General features: G+C 47.9%; 16 protein-coding genes. All 16 read right to left on the bottom strand.

Translation table 11 applies throughout. The features are described from left to right. Nucleotides 1-2: 2 nt before the first annotated feature. Complete coding sequence (locus J2W69_RS10170) at nt 3-431, bottom strand: PilZ domain-containing protein (protein WP_310277678.1); 429 nt, start codon at nt 429-431, stop codon at nt 3-5. A 1-nt stretch (nt 432) separates the two neighbouring features. Beyond that, nucleotides 433-1,425 carry a flagellar motor protein MotB gene (locus J2W69_RS10165; protein WP_310277675.1) on the bottom strand — a complete coding sequence of 331 codons (993 nt, stop codon included), beginning with the start codon at nt 1,423-1,425 and terminating at the stop codon, nt 433-435. Then, nucleotides 1,425-2,282 carry a flagellar motor stator protein MotA gene (gene motA / locus J2W69_RS10160; protein ID WP_310277672.1) on the bottom strand — a complete coding sequence of 286 codons (858 nt, stop codon included), beginning with the start codon at nt 2,280-2,282 and terminating at the stop codon, nt 1,425-1,427. The genes J2W69_RS10165 and motA overlap by 1 nt, the downstream gene beginning before the upstream one ends. 18 nt (nt 2,283-2,300) lie before the next feature. Next, a complete protein-coding gene (locus J2W69_RS10155) occupies nt 2,301-3,020 on the bottom strand; it encodes a FliA/WhiG family RNA polymerase sigma factor (RefSeq protein WP_310277669.1) in 720 nt (239 codons plus the stop codon). Nucleotides 3,021-3,028: 8 nt separating this feature from the next. Further along, on the bottom strand, nt 3,029-3,460 hold the full coding sequence (locus tag J2W69_RS10150) for a flagellar basal body-associated FliL family protein (RefSeq protein WP_310277666.1): 432 nt from the start codon (nt 3,458-3,460) through the stop codon (nt 3,029-3,031). Between the two features lie 24 nt (nt 3,461-3,484). After that, entirely contained in the window at nt 3,485-4,591 is a 1,107-nt protein-coding gene (locus tag J2W69_RS10145) for a flagellar hook-length control protein FliK (RefSeq protein WP_310277663.1), read from the bottom strand. Continuing rightward, on the bottom strand, nt 4,591-4,926 hold the full coding sequence (locus J2W69_RS10140; protein WP_310277661.1) for a hypothetical protein: 336 nt from the start codon (nt 4,924-4,926) through the stop codon (nt 4,591-4,593). Before J2W69_RS10140 ends, J2W69_RS10145 begins: the two co-directional genes overlap by 1 nt. Before the next feature lie 215 nt (nt 4,927-5,141). Then, complete coding sequence (gene fliS, locus J2W69_RS10135) at nt 5,142-5,531, bottom strand: flagellar export chaperone FliS (RefSeq protein ID WP_264344249.1); 390 nt, start codon at nt 5,529-5,531, stop codon at nt 5,142-5,144. Nucleotides 5,532-5,542: 11 nt separating this feature from the next. Further along, a complete protein-coding gene (gene fliD, locus J2W69_RS10130) occupies nt 5,543-6,829 on the bottom strand; it encodes a flagellar filament capping protein FliD (protein WP_310277655.1) in 1,287 nt (428 codons plus the stop codon). 92 nt (nt 6,830-6,921) lie between these two features. Then, entirely contained in the window at nt 6,922-7,755 is an 834-nt protein-coding gene (locus J2W69_RS10125) for a flagellin N-terminal helical domain-containing protein (protein ID WP_310277652.1), read from the bottom strand. Nucleotides 7,756-7,904: 149 nt separating this feature from the next. Continuing rightward, complete coding sequence (locus J2W69_RS10120) at nt 7,905-8,918, bottom strand: hypothetical protein (RefSeq protein WP_310277649.1); 1,014 nt, start codon at nt 8,916-8,918, stop codon at nt 7,905-7,907. A gap of 15 nt (nt 8,919-8,933) precedes the next feature. Then, on the bottom strand, nt 8,934-9,830 hold the full coding sequence (gene flgL / locus J2W69_RS10115; RefSeq protein ID WP_310277646.1) for a flagellar hook-associated protein FlgL: 897 nt from the start codon (nt 9,828-9,830) through the stop codon (nt 8,934-8,936). 10 nt (nt 9,831-9,840) lie between these two features. Further along, the gene (gene flgK, locus J2W69_RS10110) at nt 9,841-11,160 is read right to left on the bottom strand and encodes a flagellar hook-associated protein FlgK (protein ID WP_310277643.1); all 1,320 of its coding nucleotides are present in this window, start codon (nt 11,158-11,160) and stop codon (nt 9,841-9,843) included. Next, complete coding sequence (locus J2W69_RS10105) at nt 11,157-11,579, bottom strand: rod-binding protein (RefSeq protein WP_310277641.1); 423 nt, start codon at nt 11,577-11,579, stop codon at nt 11,157-11,159. The genes flgK and J2W69_RS10105 overlap by 4 nt, the downstream gene beginning before the upstream one ends. A gap of 17 nt (nt 11,580-11,596) precedes the next feature. Further along, nucleotides 11,597-12,700 (bottom strand): flagellar basal body P-ring protein FlgI, encoded by a 1,104-nt coding sequence (locus J2W69_RS10100; protein ID WP_310277638.1) that lies wholly within the window; start codon nt 12,698-12,700, stop codon nt 11,597-11,599. A 10-nt stretch (nt 12,701-12,710) separates the two neighbouring features. Next, on the bottom strand, nt 12,711-13,382 hold the full coding sequence (gene flgH / locus J2W69_RS10095) for a flagellar basal body L-ring protein FlgH (RefSeq protein WP_310277634.1): 672 nt from the start codon (nt 13,380-13,382) through the stop codon (nt 12,711-12,713). Between the last annotated feature and the right edge of the window lie 8 nt (nt 13,383-13,390).

Here is a 13,390-nt window from a genome sequence, read left to right as displayed (position 1 = left end):
CGCTACCCTAAGTTCTGCTGTTGGCTGACTTCAACCAATCGAAAATTGTCCTGCTTTAATGTAAAAGCACGCCGTCTGAGTTTGCGTAACAGAGTCAGGCGTACAGCTCTGTCTTTGCCTTGCCATTCCAGGCCCAAAAATTCCAGCTTGTCGTTAATGGCTTTGCGGTAACAGACTCTGGCTTTGACTTGGGTGCTTTTGTCATACAGCACCCAAAACTCATCCGGCACTTTATCTTTCAGCGGAGCCAGTAAACCAGCACCGCCCATACTCATGTCTTTCACCACAGCACTGCCAATCTCACCACCAAACCAGCCTGGACGTTTTAACTTCACCGCTATGCCCTTGGTCTGGGTTTGCAGAGACTGCTGTGGGTCATAAAAATACCAACGGTAGAAACTGCGACCTGGTTGCTGGCGTAAATACGGCATATCAATCCTGATAATCTGTGCGTAAAACAGGCTGATTCTGACGGGCAGCATCGGCTGCTTTATTCAGCTCGTTCTGCTGGTTGTCGCTGGAGAACATGTCTTTTAACTGCTGCTCTGCTTTGCTTGTCAGGATCAGAATTTCTATGCGGCGGTTTTCACTGGCCCCGGGTCTGGCTCTGTTCAGTAACATGGTTTCAGCAAAAGCGCTGACCTGAGCCACACGCTGCACCGGCATACCACCAGCAGCCAAAACCTGACGTGCCTGCAGGGCTCTGTCGCCCGACAATTCCCAGTTACTGTATTGGCTGCTGTTAAAGGCAGTGCCGTCTGTGTGGCCCGAAATTAATAATCTGTTGTGGATGCGGGAAAACACCGGTGCCAGCTTTAATAGTAAGTCTTCAAAATAAGGCGTCATTTGTACCTGACCGCGCTGAAACATCTGACGGTTTTCACTGTCGCGGATAACCACACGCAGTCCGGCTGGCATAGCTTCAATCACCAGATTGGCTTCGGCCTGATTCACTTGTGCAAAATTCTGAAACGCCTGAGCTAACAAACTTAAATCCGGTGGTGAATCGTATTGGCCACTGATCAGCGAATTAAGTTTTTCACCCACACCTGCTGAAGGCTCCTTTTTACCTTCAGGAATTTGCAAATGAGCCGACATGCCCGCGACAAAACTTTGTTGAGGTTCATGCACAGATACCGCCATTTCGATGGGGGAAGGAGTACCGCCTAAATCCACAGGATAGGGGCTATTCATCGCATCAAAAGGATGACTGTTGCCGCCTAAAATGGACTGAGTGCGCATATAAGACGCCACTTTTGTACGCTCTTTGACACTGGAGACTTCTAAAATCCACAGCACCATAAAAAACGCCATCATCGCCAGCGTAAAATCAGCAAAAGCCACTTTCCAGGCGCCATTGCTTTTTTTTACGCCGCCTTTAGTTGGTCTGCTGCGTCTGATGATCACCGGAACTGAGTCGTTCATCAGGCCGCCTTGTTATTGATCCAGTCTTCCATTTCAGTGAAAGACGGTTTCAGATCTTCGGTAATGAGCTTGCGGCCAGAATCCGTAGCGACCACAGCCACATGACCTTTGGCATGAGCCACCAGCACAGCTCGCACACATTCAAACAAGGCTGTTTGTTTTCGGACATAAGCATCCATTGCCGAACTTAGGGGTTCAAATAAGCAATAACAGGCAAAAATACCAATAAAAGTACCAACCAGAGCCGCAGCGACGTGATAACCGATTTCGCTTAAAGAGCCATCAAGATGCTGCATAGTGATAATGATGCCACCCACAGCGGCCAAAATACCAAAACCAGGCATGGCTTCGGCTATACCGTGTAAAGCTGAAGATGGTTTGAGTTTTTGCTGTTCTATGGTCTGAATTTCCTGCTCCAGCAACGCGTCCAGATCATAAGCATTAATTTTTCCCATGCTGAGCAAACGCACGTTGTCGCAAACAAACACCAGTAATTCCGGGTTGTCTAATACTGCAGGGTAAGAGATAAAAATAGAGCTGGTTTGCGGACTTTCGACATGATCTTCCAGTTCACGAAAGCCTTTACTGCGAATGGTTTCCAGCAACTGATACATCAGCATCAACAGCTCTTTGTACAACTGGCTTTGATCCGGCTGTTTCACAAACTGTGCTTTTAATTGACCCATCATCTCTTTAAGCACATAGCTGCTGTTGCCTATGATCAAAGCACCAACACCGGCACCTAAAATAATCACAAACTCAGTAGGTTGCCAAAGCATAGCCACGTTACCACCAGCCATCATAAAGCCGCCAATTACCGCAGCAAGTACAACCAGAAAACCCATTAGTCTTTGCATTGTTTTTGTTCCGTCCTTTTACCACTGAGCCAGTTTTTTATTCAGTAAATCAATAGAGTGCTTATGCAACTGACAAACTCTGGATTCCGTCAGCTCCAGTACCAGCGCTATTTCTTTCATATTCAGTTCATGGCTGTAATACAGATGCAGCAGCAATCTGCAGCGCTCAGGTAATGACGCCATGGCTTTTTTTAACGACAGTTTTAATTCCAGCGCTGACAGACTGGTTTCACCTAACTGTTCGTGTTGTTGTTGCTCCAGCAATTGGTCCAGGCTTTCCATCGATTCAGCCTGTGTCAGGTACATCAGCTCTGACAGCTGAGCTGCATCAATTTTTAAGTGCTTACCCAATTCGTCATGGCTCGGCACCCGGCCTAAAGTTTTGGTTAATTCACGGCTGGCATCACGGAACTGATGCGCTTGCTGACGCAACTGCCGTGGCCGCCAGTCAGCACGACGAAACTCGTCCAGCATGGAGCCGCGAATACGTTTAAAGGCATAGGCTTCAAAAAACTCGTCCGGGCTCTTGCCATAACGCCGCAGTGCCGATAACAACCCCAACAAACCTATTTGCTGTAAATCGTCTGAGTCAACCACAGGTCCCAATAAAGAGCGCAAATGACCTGCCGCTCTTTTCACCAGGAAACTGTACTGAGCCAACAACTGGTTTTCATTGCTGACGGCCAAAGCAGATGAGCTTTGGGTTTCGGTATCTGACCAGAGACTTTCTGCCAGCATGCTGGTACCTACTGAATAAAAATGTTAGTGATCAGCACGTTATCCAGCTGATCATCGAACTTGTTGTCTGCAAGTGTCTGGTTAAAGCGGCCTAACAGCAGTTTCTGTACTTCTTCTATTTGTTGCATCGCCAGCTTGACTTCCAGATGACTGCTTTTGGCAAAATGCTCCACCATAGCGTTACGTAATAATGGCGTGGCTTCTTTTAAGGCGGTGATGGTGTCCGGCTTATGGGTCACTAAGGTCAGTTCCAGCACCAGATAACGCGAATTCGGGTCGCTGTTCACACTCATCACAAACTTTTCCATAGGGAAAAACAGTGGTTTTATGCTCACTTCCTGCACTGCAGCTTTGCTTTGCCCGGCCTGAAACCAAAAAAAACCAGCTGTGCCCAAAGCGCCAACCAATAAAACTCCAAGTAACACCACCATCTTATTCATTGGTTCTTTTTCCTTTTGTCCGTTTTAAACCAGTTGATTCATTAAATTCTGTGCGCTGGCTCTGGATGCTGTTGGCTGCTCAGCATCAGGCTCGGCATAAAAGTTGGCTTCTGCCTGCTGTGTCAGCTGTGGCTGAGCCTGCTGCTGTTGCTGCTGGGATGAGCTCTCTGTTCCCATTCGCAGTTCGATCTGCACATCAGAGCCTAACTTTTGTTGCAAACTGGCTCTTAACTGCTCCAGCCCTTGCCCCATAGCTTCGCGCAGTTGTGCATTACTGCTGTGCATCTGTACCGTCAGGCGATCCCCATCCAGTTGCACCGACAGCTCAATGCTGCCCAATGACGGAGGGTCCAGCCGGATCAAAGCTTTGTTGACGTTTAAACCCAGTTGTAAATCGACTTTATCTGCCAGCATCTGCACCAGACGTTGCCCCCAGTGCTGGCTTTGTGCCGGCATAGGATCCGCTTGCCAGACAGGTAAACTCGCTGTTGCCGCGAGATGACCAGCAGTTGTTGCTGCGACTGGAGTAAAAAGCTCTGTGTTCAACAGCTGTGGGTTCACAGGGGCAAGGCTATTAAACTGACTGGTCAGATTTGGATTTAATGCTGACATCAAAGACGACGTATTTTGTAGTCTGAGATCCGCAACATGTCGGGAGACTGGCCAAGCTCCCGAAGCTGGTAACTCAGTGCTGCTCTGCTGCGGCGGCAACTGCCTCTGTGTTGTTGCTGCTGTTTTCCGCTCTGGAGGCAATGGCAAAACTGCGATTGGCAGCGCTGGCTGTTCTGATGCTTTAGTCAATAACTCAGCAGAATCCCCGGCGGTAGCAGGCATGGCTGGTTCTGTCGGTTGTGCCGCCATTTCGGTTTCAGGCACCAGAGCAAATAACAATGGCTGAGGTAACATACTCTGCACCAGAGCAGGGCCTGTGGCATCAGTAGCTTCCGGCAATTGCTGCAGTTCAGTATCAAGCTCAGTCAGTGCAGCTTCCATACCGGCCAGCAAGGTTGCCAGATCGTCAGAATAGGACTGTTGCTGGCTATCGGAATAGTCCATCAGCGCAGGTTGGCTCTGAGTTAATGGCGGCGGTACTACAACAGGTGTTAATAAGGCAAAAACCGGCATGGTCATCAGCTGTTATGCTCCAGTGTTGCTTCAGTGGTGAGTTGATAAGCCACCACGGCAGTTTTAGTGTCCTGAAACCGCTGCATTTTTTGCTCTAACATTTGTTGCTGACGTTTAGCCAGCTGCAGTAAGGCCTGATAACGCTGTTTCACCAGCTGTAATTCATGCTGCAACTCCTGACGATCTTTACCTTGTTTAATCTGCAGTACCAAGGCGCTGATTTGGCGATCGTAGTCCTGCACCTGCAACCACTTACCCGCCACCATAGCCTGCTGCATCTGCAACAACAGCTGTTGGATCTGCATCAGGGCAGGGTTGGACTTCGCAACATAGACAGACATCAGACTCACCAAATTATCGGATAACCAACTGATTCAGCAAAAAGCACGCCACAAAATATCTATATGATTTATAAGGGTTTGTTATGGATATAAAGCAGAGGGAGGAAGTAAAACTTCCGCTGGGCGGAACCTGATAAAAAAATAGTTCCTCCTTAAAAAGGCGCAGGGGCAGAGTAAAACTTTACTCTGCCCCTGCCTGGTAGCAAAAAACCAGTTTAGGCCTTATTCAGTAAACCTTGCCAGCCTTCCTGCAGATTGGTCATCACTTCCCGCACATGCTCCAGCTCAGCAACATTGTTTTTCATACTGGCGCGCAAAATACTGTGGCCACAATGTTGGTATAAATTATGCATATTGGCCGCGACTTCGCCGCCCTTGTCCTGATCCAATGAGGCATCCAGACCACCGAGAATTTTTAATAACTTCTCGACACCAGCGGCCTTTTTATCAAACCTTTTGGCCTGAATATGGCCTTCAACCCGTGCCAGTTCATCCAAAAAGCCATCAAATAACATCAGGACTAAACTGTGGATATCTGCGCCAGAGGCTTTTACATTAACACTGGTATTTTGGTAGGCCTGATAACCCTGAGCAAAATCTAACATAAGCTAACCTCTTAAAACTGCGACATTGAGCTTTCCAGCTGCGCCATAGTCACCTGCATTTGGGTAAACTGCGCGACATAACGTTTGTAAACCATATCCATGGAATAATCGTGCCGTTTTTGTTTTTCTGTCACCATATCCAGACTAGCCTGAATAGTTTGTTGCTTACTTTTCATCATGCCTGAGCGCTTGGTAAAAGGTTCTAATGAGGCCTGCAAGCCACTGAACAAGCCTGAATTGCCTACCAGCATATCTTCAATTTTCGTTGGATTCTCAGACAAAGCCGATGACAGTTTTTTACTGTCTACAGATAAAACACCGTTACGATCAAAGGCTATACCTATACTACTTAAGGGAGTGCCTTCATATAGTTTTTGAAAGGATTGGCGCATCTGGTTGCTGATACTCCGTGCCATAGTATCCGAGTTCAAACTGGAATCAGAGCTGATTTGTTTGATCAGCGCATTGTAGCCATCGACAAACTTTTTCAGTTTTTCTTCTACAGCTTTCGGATCCTGTTCCACTTTTATTTGTACAGGTTGATCCGTGCCCAGTTGAGCTTTTTTCAGATCAATAGTCACCCCTGCAATCACATTCTCCAGCTGGTTGCTGGCTGAAGTCACGGTAATGGCATTTTCAGCGCCTAACTTCACAATAGCATCCTGTGCTGCCTTTAATTGGGTGGCTCCAGCCACTGCTGCACCAATATCGGCACCTGAGGTATCGGCTCCTGGCACAAAATTCATACTAATAGCATTGGCTGCGCCAGATTCTTTGCTGGTCAGCACCAGATAAGACTGTGTTCCACTGCGCACAACTGTGGCTTGCACACCGCTGTTATCTGCAGCTTTATTGATGGCTGTAGCCAGGCCAGTTAAGCCGGCACCCGGAGATAACGTGGATAAATCAACCGAAAAAGACTCACCTGCGACCGTCAGTTGAAACTGACCATCGGCGGGCAGGGTATCTGTGCTGTTAAAGGCTAAAGACATTTGATGGTGCTGAGCTATCTGTTGCACAAAAATTTCATAATCGCCAGCGACTGCATTGCCGCCAACTTTTACACCCAACACAGAATCCTGATTGGTCGTGGCTGTATTGGCTAATAATTCTTTATCTTTGGTGAAGCTTTTTAGCAGGTCCTGCATACTGCTCAGCGATGTTTCCAGTTTTTTGTAAGAAGAAAGTAATGTGGAGAATCTGTTCTGCTGCGCTTTTAACACGTTATCTTTGCTCGCACGCTCAATTTGAGTGTACTGCTGAGCCAGATAGGCGGGATCTATACTGGAAAATGCCATAACGCTTTCCTGCTAAATTCAATTCGGGAAAAACCCCATTAAGCCGAAACTTAATGGGGTGCGGTTGGAGCTATCCTTAGCCCCGGGCTCGATTAACGTAACAGCTGACTCACCATCTGAGTGGTGGTGTTGGCTGTGCTCAGTACAGAAATACCTGAGTTCAGTAACAGTTGCTGCTTAGTCATGTTAGAAGTTTCTTTAGCAAAATCAGCATCCATCAGCTGGCTTTTCGCAGCACTGGTGTTTTCTGCCATATTAGATAAGTTGTTGATCGTGTGATCAAGGCGATTCATTGAAGCACCCAGGTTAGCGCGGGCTGCACCAATAGCAGTCAGCAGGTCATCCACTTCAGCCATTGATGTAGACGAGTCAGCCTGATCACCCAAGCCAGTGAAGGCGGCAATCGCGTCATCTACATCTGTAATTTCCTGCTCAATGTCAACTTCCAGAGTTTCAGCAGCTGATGCGCCAATCTGGAAAGTTACTGCTGTAGCTAACTTGCCGCCACTCAAAAGTGCAGTACCAGCACCAAACGAAGTATTCGTCATGATGTTCTCTAACTCTGCTTTTAAAGCGTCAAACTCACCACCCAAAGCAGTGTATTCATCATCTGAGTTGGTACCGTTCGCACCCTGAGTTGCCAATTCTTTCATACGGAAAGCAATGTTAGTCATCTCATCAAAGGCGCCTTCAGCGGTTTGCAACATTGAGCTGGCGTTTGCAGCGTTGCTCATCGCAGTTTCCTGCCCCACCAGCTGCGCACTCAGACGAGTAGCGATTTGTAAACCTGCAGCGTCATCTTTTGCTGAGTTGATACGGAAACCTGTACCTAAACGTTCTAAAGCTACAGACAAACCTTCGTTAGTGCGGTTTAACTGGTTACGGATTGTGGTTGCAGCTGCGTTTGATTGAATTGATAAAGCCATTTGAGTTTGCTCCTATGCATGTTGCTCAAAACTATAAAGCGACACCTCATAGCCGGAACTAAAATTTTTTTTTAATAATTTTTAAAACCGCTTTGAAAAAAAATGGCGCTGAACTGTTGCCTGTGCAGCGCCCAACTACAGGAAAGATATCAATCAGCTAATGCGAACTCCACTAAACTGCGGGTGACATTGCCTTGCGCCATAATGGCGGATAAAGAGGAGGCAGCACCTTGCTGCATTTGTACTTTCAGCTCCTGACTGACCGCAGAAACCTGCTGTTCACTTTGCTGACTATCAGCCATCCGCAATGCATTCAGTTTAGCCACCAGCACCTGACGTTCCGACTGCACTTGCCTTAACATCTGCTGCAGCTTTTGTTGCACCTGAGCCAGTTCAGCCTGATAACTCTGCTGATTGTCCATCTGCTGGGCCTGCTGCGCCAGCACACTCAACTGACCTTCAGGTTTTTGTAGTCGTAGTTGCACCGGATTGCCAGCTGCAATGCGTATGCCTTCCCCCTGCATTTGCCAGGGCTGGCTTAGCAGATGGCTCTGGCCCGCTGCTGCGCTAAATATCAGTACTGAACCTTGTGATTTCAGTTCAATCTGATGTTTGGCAAACTCCTGCTGCATCATCGCCAGACTGGCATCCGCCGACTGGCCTGCAGGAAAACTCAGCTGAACTTGTCGTCCTTCAGCCAAACCAATAGTCAGCAATTCGGCTTGTTTGCGTGGACTTAGTAAGTCAATTTTACTATTCAGTTGCCATTGGCTTTGACCTGCCGGCTGACTACTGAGCTGCAAGGCTGGGGTCAGAGCAGTATTTTTATGCTTTAACTGACTTTCCAGTTGCTGCAGCTGCTGACTGATTTGCTGTTTTTGCCCGGCAGACTGTGGCAAATCCAGCTGTTTTTTTAACTGTTCAAGCTGCTGATACAACTGGCGGATCTGTTGTTCAGCCTGCTGGTTTTTTGCTAACTGGCGTGACACGTCAGCACTGACACTCCAGCGGCTTAAAGTGTCCAGTTGCTGTTGTAAGGAACCACCGCGGCTGGTGCCGGTTTTTGTTGTCTTCGTTTCGACAGCCTGAGGTTGAGCCGCTTTGCTGGCGGTATTAAGCGCCGCTGTGCTACTGGTCAGTTGTTTCAGGCTATCGATTAACATGAGAGAGATCCCAACTTAGAGTTGACTAAACAAGCTCAGTTTTGACACTGAACTGTAGACTTTTAAAGTGGACTCGTAAGATGCCAAAGCATTGTTCATTTCAATATAAGCGGAAGGGTAATGCACAGCTGTTAAATCATCCCGCAGGTTTTCGGTAAACAGAGCTATATCTGTATTGGTAAACTCCAGTGTTTCCAAAGAGCTGATAATACCACCTATTTTTGTGATAGCAGAGGTGGTATTGCCAAGAGTAGTACTGAGCTTATCCAGCATAACTCGTGACTCTGCACCCACACCAGTTGCCGGTGGAGTCAACATTAAAGCAACGTAATCCTGTAAGTCATTGAGGAAAGCTGCACCAGGCACCAAATCTGAACCCACTATATTGGCATCCACTAAAGTGTTAGGTGACACTGAAACTTTACGTACTAAAGCATCCCCCTGATAAACATATTGGCCGGTGCCGTCTTTGACAAAAGGTGGCTGATCGATTTCACTGCCAGCAAAGAAGTAGTTGCCATTGCCGTCTTTGGCATTGAGTAAATCGACAATACCAGGCATCAGCACGGCAAGCTCATTCGCCATAGCTTTCAGTTCATCTGCACCGTACGACGCATCTGCCGCCGCTGTGACTAAAGACTGCACAGACAACAGTAAGTTATTCATACTGCTTAACTGCGTTTCCTGCTGACTTAAAGTGTAAGTCACCAGTTTCATATTTTTACCGTATTGCTCCAGCGAAGTCAGCTCAGAATCAAGCCGCAACACCAACACGCTGCCCAGCGGGTCATCCGAAGGTTTAGTGATACGCTGATTGGTTGCCATCTGCACTGACAGCTGACTGTACTTCTGACTGCTGGTCTGGATGTTCCGTATCGCCGTTTCGTGATACTGGCTACTGCTTATCCGCATCTTCTTCTCCTCAGAACATCGTCATCAGGGTGTCAAACATCTGCCCGGCCGTACTGATCACCTTGGCATTTGCTTGATACAGTTGCTGGTAATACAACAAATTGGCAGCCTCTTCGTCACGGTTGACACCACTGATGCTTTCACGGGATGCAACGGCTTTATCATTCAGCACCTGAGCTGTTTTTACGCTGGCCTGCACTTGTTTACTCTGAATAGCCAGTTTACCGATCAGACCATCGTAACCCGAAGCGACACCTTTCATCGAGTCGATCACTTTGACCAGATTACTGTTGTCCCCGACACCACCTGCAGGCACTCCTCCCGCATTACCACGAAAAGCCAGTTTGTCCTGGGTCATAGCAGGGTTTACCAGAATACTGCCTAGCGGGTCAGCCGCATTGTAGGTAAACAAGGGCAATCCCAGATCACCATTTAAATCAAACCCATTCGTCAGTGCGGCATTCACCTTGTCGGCAATGCCTGTGACTAAATTATTTAATTCAGCGCGGGCCGGGTCCAGCACTTCAGATTTAACCCGCAACAAGCCACCCAAACTGCCCCCGGCCGAGCCTGAAATTGAAAACTGCTGGGTATTAAAAGTTGCTGTAACTTGTGTGCCAGCCACAGACAGAACTGCGGCTTTGCCAGACATCACCAGCGGGGCACCGTTTAAAGCAGAAATGTTTATGCTGCCATTGTCTTCCTGCATCACGTCGACCTGCATAAAAGCAGACAAGCGATTCACCGCTTGCTCACGTGTATCCAGTAAAGTGCCGGCATCACGGCCCAAGGCTATTTCTTTGCTGATTTTTTGGTTTAAGTCTGCCAATTCCTGTAACACTGAGTTGACGTTATCTGTCACAGCTTTCATTTCAAATTCAAGCTTGCGCACCAGACCTGTTAAAGCGCCATCCAGCTGTTGCAAATCCTGCACCATAGCGTTGGCCGAGGAGATCACTTGTTGGCGATAAGCTGGTGATTCAGGTGAGGATAAGGCGGCATTGAATGCCGCACTCAAGTCAGCCACAGCGTCATTCAGGTTTAATGAATCTGTGCCTAATACTTCTTCCAGATAGCCCAGATAATCCTGATAACTTTCGTAGTAATTTAAATCCGACTGAGTACGCCAGATATCTGCATTGAGGAAGTTATCCACCACACGTTCAAACTTGGTTACTTTCACGCCATTCAGTGCACCATCATTGGTTTGCAACACTACGGTCTGACGGCTATAGCCTTTCACCGCAGCGTTAGACACGTTCTGACTGACGGCATTTAATCCGGCGTTGGCCGCGTTAAGTCCTGAGACTCCGTTCGATAACATACTCATTCAGTGGGCTCGCTCTGACGTACAGGCACCTGAAGCGGCTGAGTTAAAGCCGGGGCACCATAATCCTGATACAAAGACTCAGCGACTAAATCCGTCTCTGGCTTAAATTTATTTTCAGAATTTTCTGTACTGCCCGAAAATTGCCGCACTATTTGCTCAGCTAAACCTGTTTTACTGTTGTTGGCCATAGACTGTGCCATCTGACTGTCGTACATATCACGGAACATCAGTTGTTCATTGCTGCTGAACATGCCTTCATCGCCAGTCAGGGCATCACTGGCGGAACGCATATTTTTCAGTACCATTTGCAAAAATAAGGTTTCAAACTGTTCAGCAACTTGCTGTAAAGACTCGCTTTGTGATTGGTTTTTGTCGATCTGCAGGCCAAATTGAGGGTCAAAGGCCAATTTCTGACTCATTGCATCTATCTTCATCGTTAAATCACCACCACATCAGCATCCAGAGCCCCGGCTTTATCCAGCGCCAGCAAAATAGACATCAGCTCGGTAGGTGTTGCGCCCAAACTATTAACCGCCTGCACTATAGTGTCGAGCGAAGTGCCTTCAGGCCAGACCATCATATTGGCGTTTTGCTGGGTTACATCCACACTGCTGTTTTGCAAAGGTAAAGTTTCACCCCTGCTGAATGGCATAGGCTGACTGGCCCCTTCCTGCTCACTGATGGTAATAGTTAAGCTGCCATGGCTGACGGCTGCACGCTTCACCCGAACTTCATTGCTGATCACCACAGTGCCAGTTCTACTGTTAAATACTACCCTGGGCCGCTGTGAGCCTTCTTCTACTGTTAGATCCTGCAACATGGCCATAAAGGTAGTGCGGTTGTCGGCGTCTTTAGGTGCGCTAATCACCAGTTTTGACCAGTTTTCAGCCCGCGCCACCGAAGGACCAAACATATCGTTAATAGCAGTCACTACATTGCGGGCGGTTTTGTAATTGGGCTTTTTCAGGTTCAGCACTAAATCGCCGTCCTGCTGCAAATTTCCAATACTGCGCTCAATAATAGCGCCGCCAGGAATAATGCCGGCTGTTGGCACGTTCACTGTGACTGAGGAGCCGTTTAAACCTTCAGCCTTAATGCCTCCAACTACTAAGTTACCTTGCGCCAGCGCATAAACTTTGCCGTCTACGCCCCGCAGAGGCGTCAGCATCAGGCTGCCGCCGTGTAAACTTTTGGCGTCACCCAGGGACATAATAGTGACGTCTATCGCCTGGCCTGGACTTGCCATAGGCGGCAAAGTGGCTTGCACTGCCACAGCTGCTACGTTTTTCGATTTAGGTAACGAGGCTTCGTCCAGTTGCACTCCAAATTGCTTCAACATATTATTCAGCGACTGGGCAGCAAATTTGATCTGGGCTTTGTCACCTGAGCCGGGTAAACCTACCACTAACCCATAGCCAACCAACTGATTGTCCCGAACTCCCTGAATATCCACAATATCCAATAAAGGCCGCGCAGCAGCCTGACTCTGCTGGCTCAGCAGTAATAACAGCCCAGGTAAAATCAAACAAAACAAACGCATAAGTCACCCGTCAGAATAAATTCAGGTAAGAAGAAAACAGCCTGGTGATCCAGCCAGGTTCAGCCGCATCAGCCATACTGCCTTTACCGGCATAAGTGATACGCGCATCGGCAATACGCTGTGAGGAAATTCGGTTGGTGACGTCAATATCATCGGGTCTTACTATGCCCTGCAAACGGATGTATTCATCACCCTGATTCAGTTTGATCCACTTCTCACCACGAATAGTTAAAGAGCCATTGGGTAAAACTTCGGTGACCCGCACTGTGATAGCTCCCCGCAAAAAGTTCTGCTGGCTGGCACTGCTTTCACCCTCAAAGTTCTGACCATTACGCAACTGCATGGCTAAATCAGACACTGTGGCATTGCCAAGCAAAGGCACTCCCATGTTGATATTGGTGCTGCGATCAACAGCACTGTCGGCACTTTTACTGGATTGAGTCCGCTCGTTCAGTTCTACCGTCAGAATATCCCCAACTCTGTAGGCTCTTTTATCTTCAAATAAAGTGAACATATAAGAGTCTGTATACAAGCTGCCTGCACTGGCAGACACTGCCTGTTGGCTGACCATAGGATTAGCCGCGCCACGTTCCCAGTCAGCGTCATCTGCCAGAGGACTGTCAGGTTTAGCGCTGCAAGCCGTCAGACTACACAGCACAAACAGCAGAAGAAAACGCAGCATAGTCAGCT

Source organism: Rheinheimera soli (assembly GCF_031457405.1).
Taxonomy (GTDB): Bacteria; Pseudomonadota; Gammaproteobacteria; order Enterobacterales; family Alteromonadaceae; genus Pararheinheimera; species Pararheinheimera soli_A.
The sequence above is the reverse complement of the archived record's forward strand: the minus strand, read 5'-3'. Positions and strand labels throughout refer to the sequence as shown.

Excerpts from the sequence above, each read along its gene's own strand:
- J2W69_RS10150 (WP_310277666.1), bottom strand. The coding sequence starts at position 3,460 with ATGAATAAGATGGTGGTGTTACTTGGAGTTTTATTGGTTGGCGCTTTG.
- motA (WP_310277672.1), bottom strand. The coding sequence starts at position 2,282 with ATGCAAAGACTAATGGGTTTTCTGGTTGTACTTGCTGCGGTAATTGGC.
- J2W69_RS10125 (WP_310277652.1), bottom strand. The coding sequence starts at position 7,755 with ATGGCTTTATCAATTCAATCAAACGCAGCTGCAACCACAATCCGTAAC.
- J2W69_RS10120 (WP_310277649.1), bottom strand. The coding sequence starts at position 8,918 with ATGTTAATCGATAGCCTGAAACAACTGACCAGTAGCACAGCGGCGCTT.
- J2W69_RS10165 (WP_310277675.1), bottom strand. The coding sequence starts at position 1,425 with ATGAACGACTCAGTTCCGGTGATCATCAGACGCAGCAGACCAACTAAA.
- J2W69_RS10155 (WP_310277669.1), bottom strand. The coding sequence starts at position 3,020 with ATGCTGGCAGAAAGTCTCTGGTCAGATACCGAAACCCAAAGCTCATCT.
- fliD (WP_310277655.1), bottom strand. The coding sequence starts at position 6,829 with ATGGCATTTTCCAGTATAGATCCCGCCTATCTGGCTCAGCAGTACACT.
- J2W69_RS10100 (WP_310277638.1), bottom strand. The coding sequence starts at position 12,700 with ATGCGTTTGTTTTGTTTGATTTTACCTGGGCTGTTATTACTGCTGAGC.
- flgK (WP_310277643.1), bottom strand. The coding sequence starts at position 11,160 with ATGAGTATGTTATCGAACGGAGTCTCAGGACTTAACGCGGCCAACGCC.
- J2W69_RS10140 (WP_310277661.1), bottom strand. The coding sequence starts at position 4,926 with ATGTCTGTCTATGTTGCGAAGTCCAACCCTGCCCTGATGCAGATCCAA.
- fliS (WP_264344249.1), bottom strand. The coding sequence starts at position 5,531 with ATGTTAGATTTTGCTCAGGGTTATCAGGCCTACCAAAATACCAGTGTT.
- flgL (WP_310277646.1), bottom strand. The coding sequence starts at position 9,830 with ATGCGGATAAGCAGTAGCCAGTATCACGAAACGGCGATACGGAACATC.
- flgH (WP_310277634.1), bottom strand. The coding sequence starts at position 13,382 with ATGCTGCGTTTTCTTCTGCTGTTTGTGCTGTGTAGTCTGACGGCTTGC.
- J2W69_RS10105 (WP_310277641.1), bottom strand. The coding sequence starts at position 11,579 with ATGAGTCAGAAATTGGCCTTTGACCCTCAATTTGGCCTGCAGATCGAC.
- J2W69_RS10170 (WP_310277678.1), bottom strand. The coding sequence starts at position 431 with ATGCCGTATTTACGCCAGCAACCAGGTCGCAGTTTCTACCGTTGGTAT.
- J2W69_RS10145 (WP_310277663.1), bottom strand. The coding sequence starts at position 4,591 with ATGACCATGCCGGTTTTTGCCTTATTAACACCTGTTGTAGTACCGCCG.